This is a genomic window from Komagataeibacter rhaeticus, from assembly GCF_003207855.1.
GTDB lineage: Bacteria > Pseudomonadota > Alphaproteobacteria > Acetobacterales > Acetobacteraceae > Komagataeibacter > Komagataeibacter rhaeticus.
Genome location: NZ_NKTZ01000001.1, coordinates 208320 through 225684 on the forward strand (window position 1 = coordinate 208320; position 17365 = coordinate 225684).

Consider the following 17365-nt stretch of genomic DNA (forward strand, 5'->3'; position numbering starts at 1 on the left):
AAGGCGGCGTTCCATAGGCTTTTCAAAGCCGCCATTCAGTCCAGCGGGTTGCCCTGTCCCGGCGGGGTCGCGGCCGGATCACGGGACAGACGGGCACGCTGCTCCTCGCTTGAAGCCAGCATGTCGCTGTTGAACCCGTCATGCAGGACCTGCGCCCAGCCAGCCATCCATGTATTCGTGCGCTTGACGAAATCGGCCGCCGCCGGCTGCTGGCCCAGCGTGTCCTTGTTCCAGAACTCCGGTGTGCGCAGCATCTTGGTGCTGTCCGTGTTGACCGGGTTGAGGAAGATGGTCACCGTCTCGACATTGACGTTATGATCACCGGCGGGCGTGCTGTAGCTCCAGCCCGCTTTCAGGAATACGGGTGGCAGGATGAAGCCTTCTTCCTTCAGCCGCGTGGCAATGATGGCCGTGCGGTTGATGGATGCGGGATAGACGGCGGCGGTGAACCAGCATTCCATTGCAGGCGGATGCGCCGACAGCACGCGGGACATGAAGTTGCGGTCATCATGGCAGCTGGAGTCGATGGAGGTGATGGCCGTTTCCGGTACGGGCTGGGTGCTGCCTTCCGCGCCGATCAGGCCGGTCACGACATGGCCTTCCACCCGTACCAGGACATTTTCCAGTACCTCGCCATGCGGGCCGTTGATGACGTTCATGACTGGATGCCACACCCCCGCAGGCAGCGGCAGGATGCGCCCGGCAAAGGGAATCGCCTTGGTCAGCCGGTCGGTAATGGGCATCATGGTGATGACGCCATCCCCCCCGTTGCCGTCCGTTGCGCCATCTCCTTCCGCCGGGGCATCGTGCATGCCAAGGCGGTTGTGGATGGCGGTGGAAAGGGTTGCAAGCCTGGGAAGCAGCCGCGTCAGGTAGGCAGGCGGGAAGATGCAGGTCAGCACCCCGAACGGCACGATGAGATACAGGCACAGCCGCCATGCCGGCGCCCGATGCCACAGACGTGAGAAGGCGGACATTCAGCCGTTCAGGCCGCGCACGGCCATCCCTTTGCGGGCAGGAGAAAACGGGCAGGCACGGCTGGATGGCGTATCATATGGCGGCATGGTGCAGGTCACGGTGGCCATGGGTCAGGAACTGATCCGCGCGCGCTGGGCATCTTTGTCCTGATCCGCGATTTCGGCCACGATACCGTCCTCGTTCTGCACCACGCGCACCAGTTTGGCGCCCTGCTGGCGGGCGGTGATCAGGGAATCGCTGATCATGTCCTCGATGGAGCGGGCCAGGTCGCGCGCACTGGCGGCGGGACCCATGCGGTCCTGCCGGCGCATGACCTCGAACAGCAGGGCGGGGTCGATGCCGCCGGTTTCCACCTTCAGGCCGTAGCTGTCGATCATCGCCTCGATCTCGAGCGCGGACACGCGGGCAATGTCCAGCCCCTCCAGCGGACGGAAGACGAAAATGCGGTCCAGCCGGTTCAGCACTTCCGGCGCGAAGCCTGCCTGGCGCAGTGCCTCCACCGACTCGGCACGCATCTTGTCCGGCTCGTCCGCCAGCCGGTCCGCGATCTCGGACAGCGCATCGGTGGCGATGTTGGAGGTCAGGATGAAGATGCAGCGCACGGTCGAGATCTGCTGTCCCGTCGAGGCCTCGGTCACATGGCCGTCATTCCACGCCGTCAGGAATTTCTTGAAGACATCGGGATGCGCCTTCTCGATCTCGTCCAGCAGCACCACCGCATCGGGCTTTTCCTTCAGCCCACCGGTCAGCTTGCCATAGGTATCGGACCCCACATACCCCTTGGGCGAGCCGAACAGCTGCGTCGCGGCATGGGGGGAACTCATCTGCGTCATGTCGAAGTTGAGCAGCGGCCGGTCAAGCTGCCGGGCCAGCTGCTTGGCCAGGTAGGTCTTGCCCGTGCCTGGTGGCCCGGCAAGGAGGAAAATCCCCACCGGCTTGCCGCGCACCTGCAGCGCCAGACGGCGACGCAGCTGGGTCGCCACGTCCTCGCATACCTGGTCCTGCCCGATCACGCGGGCGCGCAGGCTTGCGGCCAGCTCTTCCGCGTCTATCACGGTTTCTTTCTGTTCGCGCGCCAGCATTTCTTCCAGCGCGCTGCGATTGGTCAGCCTGGCGAGTACGTCCATTATCCATCCCCGTCTGCGTCGGATCCCCTTGCGGGCCAGTTTTTCGGCCCGGTTCTCGAACCACAGCCCGGTCAGCGCCAGCAGGGCGCTGGCCGCTGCCACGACCGGATAGGCCGGGGCACACCATTCCATGAAATGCCGCAGGCTGGCGAGCGAAAGATGCAACGCCATAGCCGCCTGAAAGCTGCCCAGCACCAGGAAGATGACCATGATGAGGGGTACAAGCCGTTCCATCAGCGCCGGATAGAGCGGTTTCATTGCACGACCACCCCGATTACGATTTCGGTATCACGCGTCAGGACCGGCAGCGGCGTCGGCCCCGGCACGAACACGGCACCCGCATGGATGCCGGTGGGCCCGGGATCACCCGCCGCGGTAATGGACACGTTGCCGGCAATGCGTATGGGCAGGATCACGCTTTTGGGCTGCGCACCCAGATGCACGGTCTGCACCAGCCCCAGCGACTGCACGTTCACCACCGCATTGCCACCCGTTATGTCATACATCGGCATGTCCGCCAGCACGATTTCCCGCCGTTTCAGCGCAGCCAGGATCTCGGCCTGCTGCTGGATGGAATAGGAAGTCTGGCGCAGCATGTCCACCGCGTGCTCGGGCGAGATCATGGGCATCTGCCCCATCATGTCGGGCCGGTTCTGCACCGGGGCATTGAGCGTGAGATGACTGCCGTCACCAGTGCCCCCGCCCCCGGCTTCGGCCGCGACGGGGGGCGTCTGGCTTCCGCTGCCGCCTTCCCGTGCCGTAAGCAGGCCACCACTCCCCAGCCCCCCTGCCGCCACCACGGCCGCGATCAGCCCCACCACGACCAGCTTGCGGCTGGCGGGGCGTTGTTCACTGCGTTCCCGTGCGGGTTCTGGCGGTGAGTGCAAGGGCGTCATCACTTCATAATGCGGGCGAGGGGGGTGACATGGCAAGACGTTAAGAGACAGGAAATGTAGCCCCGACCCGTATATATAGTTCTTGCGGATATGCTGGCCGTGACCTATGTTGCGGACAATTCCTTCATCTCTGGTTTTTTCTTTGGGGGGTGGCCGCAGGGCTGCCTTTTTTGCATTGGACGCTGATCTGCCTTTCCTGACGGGCCTTGATGCCCGTATTGCCGCGATGGTCGCCCCGGCGCTGGCCGACATGGGGTTCGACCTTGTGCGCGTGGCGGTGCTGGGGCGCGAATCCCCCACCGTACAGATCATGGCCGACCGGGCCGATGGCACGCTGATCGCCATCGAGGACTGTGAGCAGATCAGCCATGCGGTTGGCGCCATACTGGACGTGGAAGACCCGCTGCCGGGGGCGTGGACGCTGGAAGTATCCTCTGCCGGGATTGACCGCCCCCTGACCCGTGCGAAGGACTGGGAGCGGTTCGCGGGCCATCTTGCCCGTGCCGAGATGAACATGCCGATCGAGGGGCGCAAGCGCTTCGCCGGGATCGTGCTGGGTGCGCGTGATGGCCATGGCCTGATGCGCCTTGATGATGGAACCGAGGTTGCGCTGCCTTTCGCCGAGATGCGCAAGGCGCGCCTTGTCCTGACGGACGAACTGATCGAGGCGAGTGCGCGGATGATGCGGCCGGCCGCCTCCAGTAAGGAAAACGGGCCTGACGAAGTGCAGGCCGGGGCGGATGCGGCCATCGGGGATGTTCCCCCGGCGGACACGCGCAAGCCCGGTGCCCGGTCAGGCCGCAAGCCTGCGCGCAAGGCCAATTGAACGATGTTGTGGAGACACTGATGGATACGTCCGTTGCCCGTCCCGAACTGCTGCTGGTGGCCGATGCCGTAGCGCGGGAAAAGTCGATTGACCGCGAGGAAGTGCTGGAAGCGATGGAGCAGGCCATCCAGAAGGCCGGTCGCGCCAAGTACGGCCATGAAAAGGATATCCGCGCCACCATCGACCGCAGGACGGGCGATGTCCGCCTCTCGCGCTGGACCGAGGCGGTCGAGACCGTGGAGAACGAGGAAACCCAGATCCCGCTCTACATCGCGCGCAAGTTCAAGCCCGAGATCCAGCTGGGCGAATACCTGATCGACCCGCTGCCGCCCATCGATTTCGGGCGCATCGCGGCGCAGACGGCCAAGCAGGTCATCGTCCAGCGCGTGCGTGAATACGAGCGCCGCCGCCAGTTCAATGACTTCAAGGACCGTGTGGGCGAGATCATCAACGGTACCGTCAAGCGCACGGAATACGGCAACCTGCTGGTCGAGATTGGCGATGCCGAGGCCCTGCTGCGCCGTGACGAGCTGATCCCGCGCGAGAGCTTCCGCAATTCCGACCGCGTGCGCGCCTACATCTATGATGTGCGTGACGAGCCGCGTGGCCCGCAGATCTTCCTTTCGCGCACGCATCCGGCCTTCCTGGCCAAGCTGTTCGCGCAGGAAGTGCCCGAGATCTATGATGGCATCATCGAGATCAAGGCCGTGGCGCGCGACCCCGGTTCACGCGCGAAGATGGCCGTCATCTCGCGTGATGCCGCGATCGACCCGGTGGGGGCCTGCGTGGGCGTGCGCGGGCGTCGCGTGCAGGAAGTGGTCAAGGAACTTCAGGGCGAGAAGATCGATATCATTCCGTGGAGTCCGCAGGCCGCGACCTTTGTTGTCAACGCCCTTGCCCCGGCCGAGGTCAGCAAGGTGGTGATGGATGAGGAAGCGGGGCGGGTCGAGGTTGTCGTACCTGATGACCAGCTCAGCCTTGCCATCGGGCGCCGTGGCCAGAACGTGCGTCTGGCCAGCCAGCTGACGCGGTGGGATATCGATATCCTGACCGAGGCCGAGGAATCGGAGCGCAGGCAGGAAGAATTCCGCCGCCGCAGCAGCCAGTTCGTCACTTCGCTTGACGTGGATGACGTGATTGCGGGGCTGCTGGTGACCGAAGGGTTCCATTCCGTCGAGGAACTGGCCTTTGCCGACCCCGAGGAACTGGCGAACATCGAAGGCTTTGACGAGGACGTGGCCGGTGAACTCGTCCTGCGTGCCGAGCGGCATCTGGCCCAGCAGGAAGAACAGCTGGACGAAAAGCGTCGTGAACTTGGCGTGAGTGACGACATTGCGGTATTGGGCGTATTCACCAACCAGATGCTGGTGACGCTGGGTGAAAAGGGCGTGAAAACGCTTGATGACCTGGCCGACCTTGCCGGTGACGAACTGGTCGAGATCCTGGGCAGCGATGCCATAGACGAGGATGCGGCCAACGAAATCATCATGGCGGCCCGTGCCCACTGGTTCGAAGGTGACGACAGGGGTGACGCGGAGCCCGGAAAAGAGGAGACGTCCGACGTCTGATCGGGAGCATCTGAACGCGGAAGACGCGGGTGATACGGAACATGAGGAGCGCGGCCCCCTGCGCCGCTGCGCCGTAACCCGCGTGCGGCTGCCAAAGGAGGAAATGATCCGGTTTGTCATTTCCCCTGATGGAGTCGTGATCCCTGATCTTTCCGCACGTCTGCCCGGACGGGGAATTTGGTTGAGCGCGCGTGCGGATGTGTTAGAAACAGCACGCACACGCGGCGTATTCGCCCGTGCGGCAAGGGGAAGGGTTGTTATTCACCCTGACCTGACCCATCTTGCAGGGGATGGGCTGCTGCGACGCATGATGGATGTCGTGGGGCTGGCACGGCGGGCCGGGCAGATTGTCTGCGGCTTTGCCAAGGTGCGTGAGTGGGTTGAGGGCGGTCGTGCCGGTCTGGTCATCCAGGCAGCCGATGGCAGTCCCGACGAGAGGAAGAGAGTTTTGTCTGGTGCACGGGAACTGCCGGTTGTGGCTGTTCCTACGGCATCGGGTCTGGGTGCGGCATTTGGCCGTGACCATGTTGTTCATGCAGCCATGCTGCATGGTGAGCTGGCACGCCGTTTCCGTATCGAGAGTGAACGTTTTGCGGGTCTGTCCGGCAGGACCGGCCCGAATTCGGCGGAGTGTTCCGCCGGACGGTGTGAACAGGCGGGTACATGAGCGAAGGCAACGATCAGGATCAGGGTAAGGGACGCTTGTCCCTGCGGCCGGCGGGCCGGAGGGAAGTCGGACGGACGGTGGATGCCGGTTCCGTGCGGCAGAGCTTCAGCCATGGTCGATCAAAGGTGGTTCAGGTCGAGGTGCGCAAGAAGCGCGGGGCCGGGGCCGCAGGTAACGGATCGGGGCCGGCTGGCGGTCGCGCCGGCGGACGGGGCGGGCGCGCCCTGACGGCAGCGGAACTGGCGACCCGCCAGCGTGTGCTGGAAGAACAGCGCAACGCCGCCATCCAGCGCGAGAAGGAAGCCCGCGAGCAGGAGAAGATCACCATCCTCTCCGCCGCGGAGGAAGCCCGCCGCCAGGAAGAGGAAAACGCCCGCCGCGCCGAGGAAGAAGCCCGCGCGAAGGCAGATGCCGCGGCCGAGGAAGAGGCCCGCAAACGCGAGAGCCGGAGTGCCCAGAAGGCCGCTCCGGCCGAGCCCGAGTCCGCAGGGCCGGTCGTCTCGTCCGTGCCCATTCCCGGCGAGGTCACGCTTGCGCCGCCGATGCAGCGCCTGCGTCCGCTGGCCGAACGGGCGATCATGCCCGCGCAGCCGGTGCGTCCGTCGCGTCCGGCGGGGGGTGCCACGCCGCGTTCCGCCAGTGGCGCGGGTGCCGGTGCTGGCGCCGCGGCGGGCGAGACGCTGCGCCTGCGCAGTGGCCGGGCGGAAGGGGGCGAGGAAGAGCGTCGCCCCAGCCGCCGTCCGTCGGGTGGGGCCAAGAAGAACAGCGACAGCCGCCGGGCTGGCCGCATTGACGTGCAGGCCGCGATCGAGGGGGATGACGACAAGACCCGTTCGCTCGCCTCGGTCCGCCGCCAGCGTGAGCGTGAGCGCCGCCAGGCCGAACTGGAGCGCCTGCGTTCCGATCAGGTCCGCGTGGTGCGTGACGTCGTGCTGCCCGAAACCATCACGGTGCAGGAACTGGCGAACCGTATGGCCGCCCGTCAGGGTGAAGTCATCAAGGCGCTCATGAAGATGGGTGTGATGGCCACGGTTACGCAGTCGCTCGATGCGGATACGGCTGAACTGGTCGTGCAGGAATTCGGCCATCGCGTGCGCCGTGTTGCCGACAGCGATGTCGAGATCGGGATCGAGGGGATCGAGGACCGGGCGGAAGATCTCCAGCCGCGTCCGCCCGTCGTGACCGTGATGGGGCATGTCGATCACGGCAAGACCTCGCTGCTTGATGCGCTGCGTACGACCGATGTCGCCAATGGCGAGGCCGGTGGTATCACGCAGCATATCGGCGCGTATCAGGTCACGCTGGCTTCGGGTGCGAAGATTACCTTCATCGATACCCCCGGCCACGAAGCCTTTACCGCGATGCGCGCCCGTGGCGCGTCGGTAACGGATGTGGTGGTGCTGGTGGTTGCGGCGGATGACGGTGTGATGCCGCAGACGATCGAGGCCATCAAGCATGCCAAGGCGGCCGATGCCCCGATCATCGTGGCCATCAACAAGTGCGACAAGCCGGGGGCAAATCCCGACCGTGTGCGCCAGGAACTGCTGAACCACGAGATCGTGGTGGAAAGCATGGGTGGCGACACGCAGGATGTCGAGGTTTCGGCGCTCAAGCGCACCGGGCTGGACAAGCTTGAGGAAGCGATCCTGCTGCAGGCGGAAATCCTTGACCTGAAAGCCAATCCCGACCGGGTGGCTGAAGGGTCGGTGATTGAAAGCCGCCTTGACCGTGGTCGTGGCCCGGTCGCGACCGTTCTGGTCCAGAAGGGTACGCTGCGTCGTTCCGACATTGTGGTGGCCGGTGCCGAATGGGGCCGCGTGCGCGCCATGATCGATGACCGCAACCGCCAGCTTTCCGAGGCCGGTCCGTCCATGCCGGTCGAGATCCTGGGCATTACCGGGGTTCCGGGTGCGGGTGAGCCGTTCGTGGTGGTGGAAAACGAGAATCGCGCCCGCGAAATCTCCGAATTCCGCCAGCGCGTGATCAAGGACCGCATGGCCGCAGGCCAGACGGCCGCACGCGGCACGCTGGACCAGATGCTGGCCCGTATCCAGGCGGGTGCGCAGAAGGAAGTCGCCGTCCTGATCAAGGCGGACGTGCAGGGTTCGGCGGAAGCGCTTGAAGCCACGGTGCAGAAGCTGGAGCATGAGGAAGTCAAGATCCGCGTGCTCAATGCCACCGTTGGCCAGATCACGGAAAGTGATGTGCAGCTGGCCAAGGCATCGGGTGCCATCATCGTGGCCTTCAATGTGCGCGCCACGGCGCAGGCCCGTGAACTGGCGCAGCGTGAAGGCGTGGACATCCGCTACTATTCCATCATCTATCAGGTGGCGGATGACGTGGAACAGCTGGTTCGTGGCAAGATCGCGCCCAAGCATCGTGAGAAGTTCCTGGGTTATGCCGAAATCCGCAAGGTTTTCGAAATTACCAAGGTGGGCAAGGTGGCTGGCTGTTACGTCACCGAAGGCGTGGTCAAGCGCGGCTGTGGCGTGCGTCTGCTGCGTGACAATGTGGTGATCCATGAAGGCGAGCTGAGCCAGCTCAAGCGCTTTAAGGATGACGTCAAGGAAGTTGCGCGCGGCTATGAATGCGGCCTGTCCTTCGCCGGTTACAATGACCTGCGTGAGGGCGATGTGGTCGAGTGTTATGAAATGGAACTCGTTCCGGCATGAGCCGTAATTCATCCAGAAAAGGGATGGGCGAGAGCGGGCCGGCAGGGAAACTTGCCGGCCATTCCGCGTCAGGCCCCTCGCAGCGCCAGTTGCGCGTGGCAGAAGAAGTCCGTCGCGTGCTGGCGGAGATCTTCGCCCGTACCGAGTTCCGTGATCCGGACCTGGCGGATGTGCGGATTACCGTGACCGAAGTGCGGATTTCGCCCGACCTGAAGCATGCCACCGTATTTGTTGCACGTCTTGGCCGGAGCGACGTTGCCGAACTGCTGCCCGCACTCAAGCGTGTAACACCGTTCCTGCGTACGCGCCTGTCGCACGCGTTGCGGCTGCGTGGTGTGCCGGACCTGCATTTCCAGCCCGATACCGCGCTGGATTATGCCATGGAAGTTGACACCATGCTGCGCCAGCCCGAAGTCCAGCGCGATCTGAAGGAAGACTGAACCGGGTTCCAGAACCCTGTTCATGAAATATCCGGTTCAATTTTAAAGAAGCTTTTGGTGAAGCTTTTTTCAAAAAGCTTCAGAACACAGTGTCTTTTTGAAAAAGGCGACACCCAAAAACTGTTCTTGTTCTTTACCACCAGATTAAAAAGCCCGGTCTGGCATCTGCCAGAACCGGGCTTTTTGCATCGTGCCTTTTCTGGCGAGGCTCAATTGCGCCGGCCCATCAGCAGCAGCTGCGGGTTACGCTCCACATCGGTGGCAAAGCCGCGCAGCGCGGCGGCGGCGGCGGCCAGGTCACGCAGCGACGAATCGATATTGGAGCGGTCGGCGGAACTGGGCGCGGTGATGTCATGCAGTCCGGCCAGCGCGCCGCGTGCTTCGGTTACCGTGTCGTTGGAATTGACCAGCAGGGTGTGCAGTTCGTCGCCGCGCGCATCAAGCTGCGCCGTGCCGGTATCGGCCAGGTGGTTGATGGAGGCCAGCGTGCCGTCCATGCGGTGGTCAAGGTCACGGATGGCATCGGTCGCGGTATCGACCGTAACCCGCGTGTGGTCGGATGTGGCGCGCACGCTGTCCACCAGCGGCGGCAGATCCCTGTCCAGCTTGTCAGCCAGCGTGCGGATGCTGACCAGCATGGCATCGGCATTGTTGGCGATGTTCTTGAGTGGCAGCGCGGTCAGCGCGTCGGTCAGCTTCTGCATGTCCGATTCACGGGCGGGAATTTCGATCAGCGGGCTCAGGCCGGGATGCAGCTTGGCCGGGACCCCGGGGTCGAATGTCAGGTCGATTTCTTCCTGACCGGTCACGAAACTTTGCATGTGCAGTTCCGCCCGCAGGCCGTTTTCGATCAGGCGCGGCAGTTCCTTGGTATCAAGTGCCCGGCCATGGCTGCCCGCCATGCGCGCGCCGTTGGCTTCCAGTTCCAGCGTTACGGGAATATAGGCCTGATGGGTCTGGGGGTCGAACTGTACGGCAATATGGTCCACATGACCGACCTGCACGCCATCGAAAGTGACGGGAGCGCCAACCCCCAGCCCGTTGACCGGGCTGTCGAAGATCACCATCGCGCGGTTGGTGGGGGAGAAGGGATGAAACTGTCCGAACAGCGCTATGGCGGTCACACCAAGCAGGGCCCCACCCAACACAAATGCACCGACCGTGGTCTGCCGTTCAGCCATGGTGTTCAGGTCTCCCTAGACGCAGAATGAAAAAACTCCCGAACACAATCAGCCATGCGCCCGTCTGTCGCAAGATGGCACCGCGCTGGCCGGAGGCAAAGCGGGATACGGGGATGGCAGGCATGTGCCCGCCCTGCCTTTTACCATGTGGGGAGCTGGCCGCCAGCCCCCGTGGCGGAATGGGGCATTGCCGTGCATGCGTGCCTCGTCTAAACGCAGCCCACCCCCATTATCCGTACAAGGTGCCCTGCAATGCGACGCAAACGTGGACGCCCGCTTGATGGCTGGCTGGTGATCGACAAGCCATCCGGCATGACCTCCACCCAGGTCGTGGGCCGGGTGCGCTACCTGTTTGACGCGGCAAAGGCGGGCCATGGCGGCACGCTGGACCCGCTGGCGACCGGGCTGCTGCCCATAGCCTTTGGCAGGGCGACCAAGACCGTGCCTTATATTATGGACGGCACCAAGCGCTACCACTTCACGCTGCGTATCGGTGAGGCACGCGACAGTGACGACGCCGAGGGCGCGGTGACCGCGACATCCTCCGTGCGCCCCGACAATGCGGCGTTCGAGGCCGCATTGCCGGCCTTCCGTGGCGAGATCATGCAGGTGCCCCCGGTCTATTCCGCGCTGAAGGTGGGGGGGAAGCGTTCCTATGACATGGCGCGCGCGGGCTATGCGCCCGAACTGGCCGCGCGGCCGGCGCGCATCGACCGTTTCGAGCTGATTGCGCGGCCCGATGCCGATACGGCCGTGTTCGAGGTGGAATCGGGCAAGGGGGTGTACATGCGCGCGCTTGCGCGCGATATAGCGCTGGCCTGCGGCACGGTGGGCCATGTGGCGGCGCTGCGGCGGCTGAACGTGGGGCCTTTTGATGAATCCCATGCGATTCCACTGGACAAAATTGTCCCAAGCGCCGACAACGCGCCTGCCCCACCGGATCTGCTCCTTCCGGTCGCGACCGCGCTGGCCGACATCCCGGCGCTGGCCCTGACACGGGAGGAAGCGGATGCCCTGTCATTTGGTCAGGTGATCGACCTGAACCAGCTGGCGGACCGGATGCCGGAACACACCGACCCGCGCAGCGGCGTCGTGCGTGCGATGGATGGGGCGCGCGTGGTCGGGCTGTGCCGCCCCGAGGGGGGATGGCTGCGATCAGTGCGCATGCTCTGAACCGGATGACCAATGGAGACGATGATGTCGATTACTGCTGAACGCCGCACGGCGCTTATTGGCGAATACCAGAATGCCGCGACCGACACGGGCTCGCCGGAAGTGCAGGTTGCCCTGCTGACCGAGCGGATCGTGAACCTGACCGACCACCTCAAGACCCACGCGAAGGATTTCCATTCCCGCCGTGGCCTGCTGATGCTGGTCGGCCGCCGCCGCCGCCTGCTGGACTATGTCAAGCGCAAGGACCAGGCCCGTTACGAAACGCTCATCAAGCGCCTTGGCCTGCGTCGCTGATTTGCGACATGGCGGGAACGCGGTCATAATGCGTGCCCGCCCGGCCTGCACGGACGCGGCGCATGCGGCTGCATGCCCGTGCCCGGTCGGGCCGGATATTTTCAGGCGCCCCTAGGGGCGCCGTCAACACGCTGCCATGCCATGGCGGAGATGTCCGGACCCGGATCGCAGCGTTTCAGGCCACATGGTGTTCTGGCGGCCGTGCCGTCGCGCTCCATGCCGTCCGAGGCGCTGCCACCAAACGTTCCCATGTCCGGGCCGCCTGCATTGCGGCACTCAACGGACAGGGTTGTCTGGATGTTTAATTATTTTCGCAAGGAAATCGAATGGGGCGGCCGCCCGCTGGTGCTGGAAACGGGCAAGATCGCCCGCCAGGCCGATGGCGCGGTTGTCGTGACCTATGGCGATACGGTGGTGCTGTGCACGGCCGTGGGCGCCAAGAGTGTCAAGCCGGGGCAGGATTTCTTCCCGCTTACGGTCAATTATCAGGAAAAGGCCTATGCCGCGGGCAAGATCCCCGGTGGCTTCTTCAAGCGTGAAGGCCGCCCGAGCGAGGCCGAGGTCCTGAACTCGCGCCTGATCGACCGCCCGATCCGCCCGCTGTTCCCCGAGAACTTCCGCAACGAAGTGCAGGTCGTCGCCACCGTGCTCAGCCACGACATGGAGAACGACCCGGCCGTGGTTGCGCTGATCGGCTGCTCGGCGGCGCTGACGCTGTCGGGCATTCCGTTCTTCGGCCCGGTGGGTGCGGCCCGCGTGGGGTACAGCAACGGCAAATACGTGCTGAACCCGACCATTTCCCAGCTTAAGGAAAGCGAACTGGACCTGGTCGTGGCCGGGACGTCCGAAGGCGTGCTGATGGTCGAGTCCGAGGCGGTGGAACTGTCCGAGGACGTGATGCTGGGCGCCGTGACCTTTGGCCATGAAGCCTTCCAGCCCGTGATCGACCTGATCATCGACCTGGCCGAGAGCGCTGCCAAGGCACCGTGGGACCTGGCCGAGCCGACGGCCGAGGAAATCAAGCTGCGCAAGAAGGTGGACAAGGCCGGTCGCGCCCTGATCGCCGAGGCGTACAAGGAACGCGCCAAGCAGGTGCGCTACAAGAAGGTCGCCGCGGCGCGTGAGGCCATCCTTGCCAAGATTGGCGAGGCCGACGCCGATGCCGCCAAGCCCATGATCAAGGATCTGGAAGCCGACGTGGTCCGCACCGAAGTGCTCGACACCGGCTACCGTATCGATGGCCGCGATCTGGAAACGATCCGCCCCATCGTGTCCGAAGTCGGCATCCTGCCGCGCGCGCATGGCTCCGCCCTGTTCACCCGTGGCGAGACGCAGGCCCTTGTGGTGGCGACGCTTGGCACCGGCCAGGACGAGCAGATCGTGGACGCGCTGGAAGGCGAATACCGCAACAACTTCATGCTGCACTACAACTTCCCCCCCTTCTCGGTGGGTGAGTGCGGGCGCATGGGCTCCCCCGGCCGCCGTGAAATCGGCCATGGCAAGCTGGCGTGGCGCGCCATCCACCCGCTGCTGCCGGGCAAGGACACCTTCCCGTACACCATGCGCGTGGTGTCCGAGATCACGGAAAGCAATGGTTCGTCTTCCATGGCCACCGTGTGCGGCACCTCGCTTGCGCTGATGGATGCGGGCGTGCCGCTGAAGCGTCCGGTCGCCGGTATCGCCATGGGCCTGATCAAGGAAGAGGACGACTTTGCCGTCCTGTCCGATATCCTTGGCGATGAAGACCACCTGGGTGACATGGACTTCAAGGTGGCCGGCACCGAGCAGGGTGTGACCGCCCTGCAGATGGACATCAAGATCACGTCGATTACGCCGGAAATCATGAAGATCGCGCTGGGTCAGGCCCGTCAGGGCCGCCTGCACATTCTGGGCGAGATGGCCAAGGCGCTGACCGAAGGCCGTTCGGATGTCTCGTCTTCCGCGCCCAAGATCACCACGATCTCGGTGCCCAAGGAGAAGATCCGCGACGTGATCGGCCAGGGCGGTAAAGTTATCCGTGAGATCGTTGAATATTCGGGTGCGAAGATCGACATCAACGATGACGGCACGATCATGATTGCCGCGTCTTCCGACGATCAGGCCGAGAAGGCCATCGAACGGATCCGTGGCATCACGGCCGAACCCGAAGTGGGCCACATCTATAATGGCAAGGTCGTCAAGACCGCCGATTTCGGGGCGTTCGTCAACTTCCTTGGCCCCCGTGACGGGCTGGTTCACATCTCCGAACTGGCCGAAGGGCGCGTTTCCAAGACGACGGATGTCGTCAAGCAGGGAGACGAAGTGAAGGTAAAGGTGCTGGGCTTTGACGATCGCGGCAAGGTCAAGCTGTCCATGCGCGTGGTTGACCAGAAGACCGGCGCCGACATCACCGACACCGTGGGCGCCCGGCCCGGCCGTGCCCCCGGCGCGCGGTAAGACGCGGGTCCCGGCCTATTGATAACCCGGACGCGGGAGCGCCAGATGGCGTGCCCCGCGCCCGGGCAGATACATGACGATGGAATGGTGATGAAGCCGATCAATGCGATCCGTATGGGCGGGACGGATATTCTGCCCCTGGTAGAAGGGGGGAAGGGCGTCTCGATCTCGACTGGCGTTTCCGCCGGACACTGGGCGGCGGCGGGTGGCGCTGGCACGATCTCGATCGTGAATGCCGATTCCTATGATGAGAACGGCAACATCGTCCCCCAGACCTATCACGGCAGGACACGGCGTGAACGGCACGAGGAACTGGTCGATTACGCCATCCGCGGTGGTATTGCCCAGGCGCGCATCGCGCATGAGCTTGCCGGTGGCAGGGGGCGGATACACGCCAACATCCTGTGGGAAATGGGTGGGGCCGAGCGGGTCATCACCGGCGTGCTGGAAGGTGCACCGGGCCTGATCCAGGGGCTGACCTGTGGCGCGGGCATGCCGTACCGCCTGTCGGAAATCGCGGCCCGTTTCGGCATCCATTACTATCCCATCGTCTCTTCCGCCCGCGCCTTCAATGCCCTGTGGCGCCGTTCGTACCATAAGACGGCGGAACTGCTGGGCGGCGTGGTGTATGAAGACCCATGGCGGGCTGGCGGCCATAATGGCCTGTCCAACACCGAAAACCCGCTGGCACCGGAAGATCCGTTCCCCCGCGTGCTGGCGCTGCGCAAGCAGATGCGCGCCTTTGGCCTGGATCAGACCCCCATCATCATGGCCGGTGGCGTGTGGTGGCTGGAGGAATGGCAGGACTGGATCGACAACCCCGAACTGGGGCCGATCGTGTTCCAGTTCGGCACCCGCCCGCTGCTGACGCGCGAAAGCCCGATCCCCGATGCGTGGAAGCGCCGCCTGCTGACGTTGAAGAAGGGGGATGTGTTCCTCAACCGCTTCTCGCCCACGGGCTTCTATTCTTCCGCCGTGAACAACACGTTCCTGCGCGAACTGCGCGGGCGTTCGGAACGGCAGGTGCCCTTCTCGCCCGAGGAAATGGGCGAGCACACCGCGCCACTGGCCATTGGCGCACGCGGGCGGCAGGTTTTTGTCACCCCCGCCGACCGGCAGCGCGCGCAGCTGTGGATGCAGGAAGGCCATACCGAGGCCATGCGCACACCGGATAACACGGTGGTGTTCGTCAGCCCCGGAAAGGCGCGCGAGATCCTGGCCGATCAGGGGGCCTGCATGGGCTGCCTGTCGGAATGCCGGTTTTCCAACTGGTCGCAGCGCCCGCCCGCCTATTCCAACGGGCACAAGGCGGACCCGCGTTCCTACTGCATCCAGAAAACCCTGCAGGCCGCGGCCCACGCCCATGGGCCGGATCAGGAGGCGGTGATTGACAACAACCTCATGTTCGGTGGCACCAATGCATGGCGGTTCGCCACCGATCCGTTCTACGCCAATGGCTTCGTGCCCACCGTGGCGCAGTTGCTCGAACGGATCATGACCGGGCGCTAGGCGCCATTATCGATAAAAAAAGAACAGAAGTTTTTGGTGAAGCTTTTTACAAAAAGCTTCAGGGAACGCCGCCTTTCTGAAAAAAGGCGGCACCCGGAAACGTTTGTCAGTTTCTGAAGGCCGGCCCTGTCGGGGCCGGCCTTATTTTATGCCGCATCCTGCGGCAGGCAGGCATCGCGGAACAGGGCGAAGGCCAGCCCGCGATGGCTTATGGCGTTCTTCTGCGCATCCGTCATGTCGGCAAAGGTGCGGGCGCCATCGCCGGGGGCGAAAATCGGGTCATAGCCGTGGCCGTTGGTGCCATGCGGCGGCCAGACGACATGGCCGTCAATCCGGCCCTCGAATGTTTCGGTCTGCCCGTCGGGCCAGGCAAGGCACAGGACGGAAATAAACCACGCGCCCCGGTCGGGACTGTCGCCGATCTGCTCATGGATACGGCGCATGGCGTCGGGATAATCCTTGTCCGGCCCGGCCCAGCGGGCGGAGAAGATGCCCGGTGCCCCGCCAAGGGCGGAGACGCAGAAGCCGGAATCATCGGCCAGTGCGGGCAGGTTCGCGGCCTTTGCGGCGGCTACGGCCTTGATGGCGGCGTTCCCGGCAAAGCTGTCCGCCGTTTCCTCCGGCTCGGGCAGTGAAAGGTCGCCCGCCGAACGGACATGAATGCCGTAGCCCCCCAGAAGGGCCGCGAATTCGGCAATCTTGCCCTTGTTATGGGTGGCCAGGACCAGTGTGTCGCCCCGGTTCAGGCGGTTGGGTCGGGTTGTCATGCCTTGAGGGCCTCTTCGACTGTGGCGGTCTGGATGCGGAACAGTTCCGCCGTCCCGGTGCGGGCAAGCCGCATGAGGGTATTGAACTGTGCCTCGGTAAAGGGGTCCTGCTCGGCGGTACCCTGTATTTCCACAATGCCACCATCGGCGGTCAGGACAAAATTGGAATCGGCGCGCGCCGTGCTGTCTTCCGCGTAATCAAGGTCAAGCACGGCGCCTTCCTGCGTCAGCCCGCACGATACGGCGGCAACCTGCCCCTTCAGCGGCACGGCGGGCAGGGTGCCCGCGCGCACCAGCGTTTCCAGTGCCAGGCGCAGCGCCACCCATGCGCCGGTAATGGCGGCGCAGCGCGTGCCACCATCGGCGTTGAGCACGTCACAATCCACCGTGATCGAGATCTCCCCCAATGCCCTGAGGTCGGTCACGGCGCGTAGCGAGCGGGCGATCAGGCGCTGGATTTCCTGGGTGCGGCCGCTCTGTCTGCCCTTTGCGGCCTCACGCGGGCCACGGCTGTGGGTGGCGCGCGGCAGCATGCCGTATTCCGCCGTGACCCAGCCCTGGCCCTTGCCGCGCAGGAAGGAGGGGACGCGCGTTTCCACGCTGGCGGCGCACAGGACTTCGGTCCCGCCCATGCGGATCAGGGCCGAGCCTTCCGCATGGCGGGCAAAGCCGGTCTGGATAAAGACGGGACGCAGCGCGTCGGTGGCACGGCCGGATGGGCGCATGGGATGGGTCTCCGCAAGGTGATGGGGCGGCATAGCGTGCAATCCCCGTCTATTTCCAGTCCCGCGTGGGCAGGGAAGCATATGATCTGCTATAATGGCGACATGC

The 17365-nt window shown here is 64.4% G+C and carries 15 protein-coding genes; 9 read left to right on the plus strand and 6 right to left on the minus strand.

Features of this window, described 5'->3' with window-relative positions:
• Window positions 1–35: 35 nt before the first annotated feature.
• From CFR78_RS00960 to CFR78_RS00970, 3 genes are all read right to left on the minus strand, one after another.
• On the minus strand, window positions 36–977 hold the full coding sequence (locus CFR78_RS00960) for a hypothetical protein (RefSeq protein WP_007397089.1): 942 nt from the start codon (window positions 975–977) through the stop codon (window positions 36–38).
• Between the two features lie 111 nt (window positions 978–1088).
• Complete coding sequence (locus tag CFR78_RS00965; RefSeq protein WP_007397087.1) at window positions 1089–2363, minus strand: AAA family ATPase; 1275 nt, start codon at window positions 2361–2363, stop codon at window positions 1089–1091.
• Window positions 2360–3001 carry a hypothetical protein gene (locus tag CFR78_RS00970; protein ID WP_172459740.1) on the minus strand — a complete coding sequence of 214 codons (642 nt, stop codon included), beginning with the start codon at window positions 2999–3001 and terminating at the stop codon, window positions 2360–2362. The genes CFR78_RS00965 and CFR78_RS00970 overlap by 4 nt, the downstream gene beginning before the upstream one ends.
• 175 nt (window positions 3002–3176) lie before the next feature.
• Here CFR78_RS00970 and rimP point away from each other — a divergent pair, with 175 nt between their 5' ends.
• The 5 genes from rimP to rbfA are packed head-to-tail and all read left to right on the plus strand — an operon-like array spanning window position 3177 to window position 9174.
• Window positions 3177–3827 (plus strand): ribosome maturation factor RimP, encoded by a 651-nt coding sequence (rimP, locus tag CFR78_RS00975; protein WP_034926854.1) that lies wholly within the window; start codon window positions 3177–3179, stop codon window positions 3825–3827.
• 20 nt (window positions 3828–3847) lie between these two features.
• Window positions 3848–5395 carry a transcription termination factor NusA gene (gene nusA / locus CFR78_RS00980; RefSeq protein ID WP_034927251.1) on the plus strand — a complete coding sequence of 516 codons (1548 nt, stop codon included), beginning with the start codon at window positions 3848–3850 and terminating at the stop codon, window positions 5393–5395.
• On the plus strand, window positions 5355–6062 hold the full coding sequence (locus CFR78_RS00985) for an RNA-binding protein (protein ID WP_007397083.1): 708 nt from the start codon (window positions 5355–5357) through the stop codon (window positions 6060–6062). The genes nusA and CFR78_RS00985 overlap by 41 nt, the downstream gene beginning before the upstream one ends.
• Window positions 6059–8734, plus strand: coding sequence for a translation initiation factor IF-2 (gene infB / locus CFR78_RS00990; protein WP_110580945.1), 2676 nt, complete (start codon window positions 6059–6061; stop codon window positions 8732–8734). The genes CFR78_RS00985 and infB overlap by 4 nt, the downstream gene beginning before the upstream one ends.
• Window positions 8735–8757: 23 nt before the next feature.
• Window positions 8758–9174: a 30S ribosome-binding factor RbfA gene (rbfA, locus tag CFR78_RS00995; RefSeq protein ID WP_007397081.1), complete on the plus strand. Its 417-nt coding sequence runs from the start codon at window positions 8758–8760 to the stop codon at window positions 9172–9174.
• A gap of 209 nt (window positions 9175–9383) precedes the next feature.
• Here rbfA and CFR78_RS01000 read toward each other — a convergent pair whose 3' ends face one another.
• Entirely contained in the window at window positions 9384–10355 is a 972-nt protein-coding gene (locus CFR78_RS01000; protein WP_007397079.1) for an MlaD family protein, read from the minus strand.
• Between the two features lie 252 nt (window positions 10356–10607).
• Here CFR78_RS01000 and truB point away from each other — a divergent pair, with 252 nt between their 5' ends.
• The 4 genes from truB (at window position 10608) to CFR78_RS01020 (ending at window position 15767) form a co-directional block, all read left to right on the plus strand.
• Entirely contained in the window at window positions 10608–11528 is a 921-nt protein-coding gene (gene truB / locus CFR78_RS01005) for a tRNA pseudouridine(55) synthase TruB (protein WP_034926864.1), read from the plus strand.
• A gap of 24 nt (window positions 11529–11552) precedes the next feature.
• The gene (rpsO, locus tag CFR78_RS01010) at window positions 11553–11822 is read left to right on the plus strand and encodes a 30S ribosomal protein S15 (protein WP_034927253.1); all 270 of its coding nucleotides are present in this window, start codon (window positions 11553–11555) and stop codon (window positions 11820–11822) included.
• Window positions 11823–12119: 297 nt separating this feature from the next.
• The gene (gene pnp / locus CFR78_RS01015; protein WP_034926867.1) at window positions 12120–14258 is read left to right on the plus strand and encodes a polyribonucleotide nucleotidyltransferase; all 2139 of its coding nucleotides are present in this window, start codon (window positions 12120–12122) and stop codon (window positions 14256–14258) included.
• A 90-nt stretch (window positions 14259–14348) separates the two neighbouring features.
• The gene (locus CFR78_RS01020; protein ID WP_034927255.1) at window positions 14349–15767 is read left to right on the plus strand and encodes an NAD(P)H-dependent flavin oxidoreductase; all 1419 of its coding nucleotides are present in this window, start codon (window positions 14349–14351) and stop codon (window positions 15765–15767) included.
• A gap of 146 nt (window positions 15768–15913) precedes the next feature.
• On the opposite strand, the gene rdgB is transcribed toward CFR78_RS01020, so the two are convergent.
• Window positions 15914–16534, minus strand: a complete 621-nt coding sequence (gene rdgB / locus CFR78_RS01025) for an RdgB/HAM1 family non-canonical purine NTP pyrophosphatase (RefSeq protein ID WP_034926869.1) — start codon at window positions 16532–16534, stop codon at window positions 15914–15916.
• Complete coding sequence (gene rph / locus CFR78_RS01030; protein ID WP_034927256.1) at window positions 16531–17259, minus strand: ribonuclease PH; 729 nt, start codon at window positions 17257–17259, stop codon at window positions 16531–16533. Before rph ends, rdgB begins: the two co-directional genes overlap by 4 nt.
• Window positions 17260–17365 lie beyond the last annotated feature (106 nt).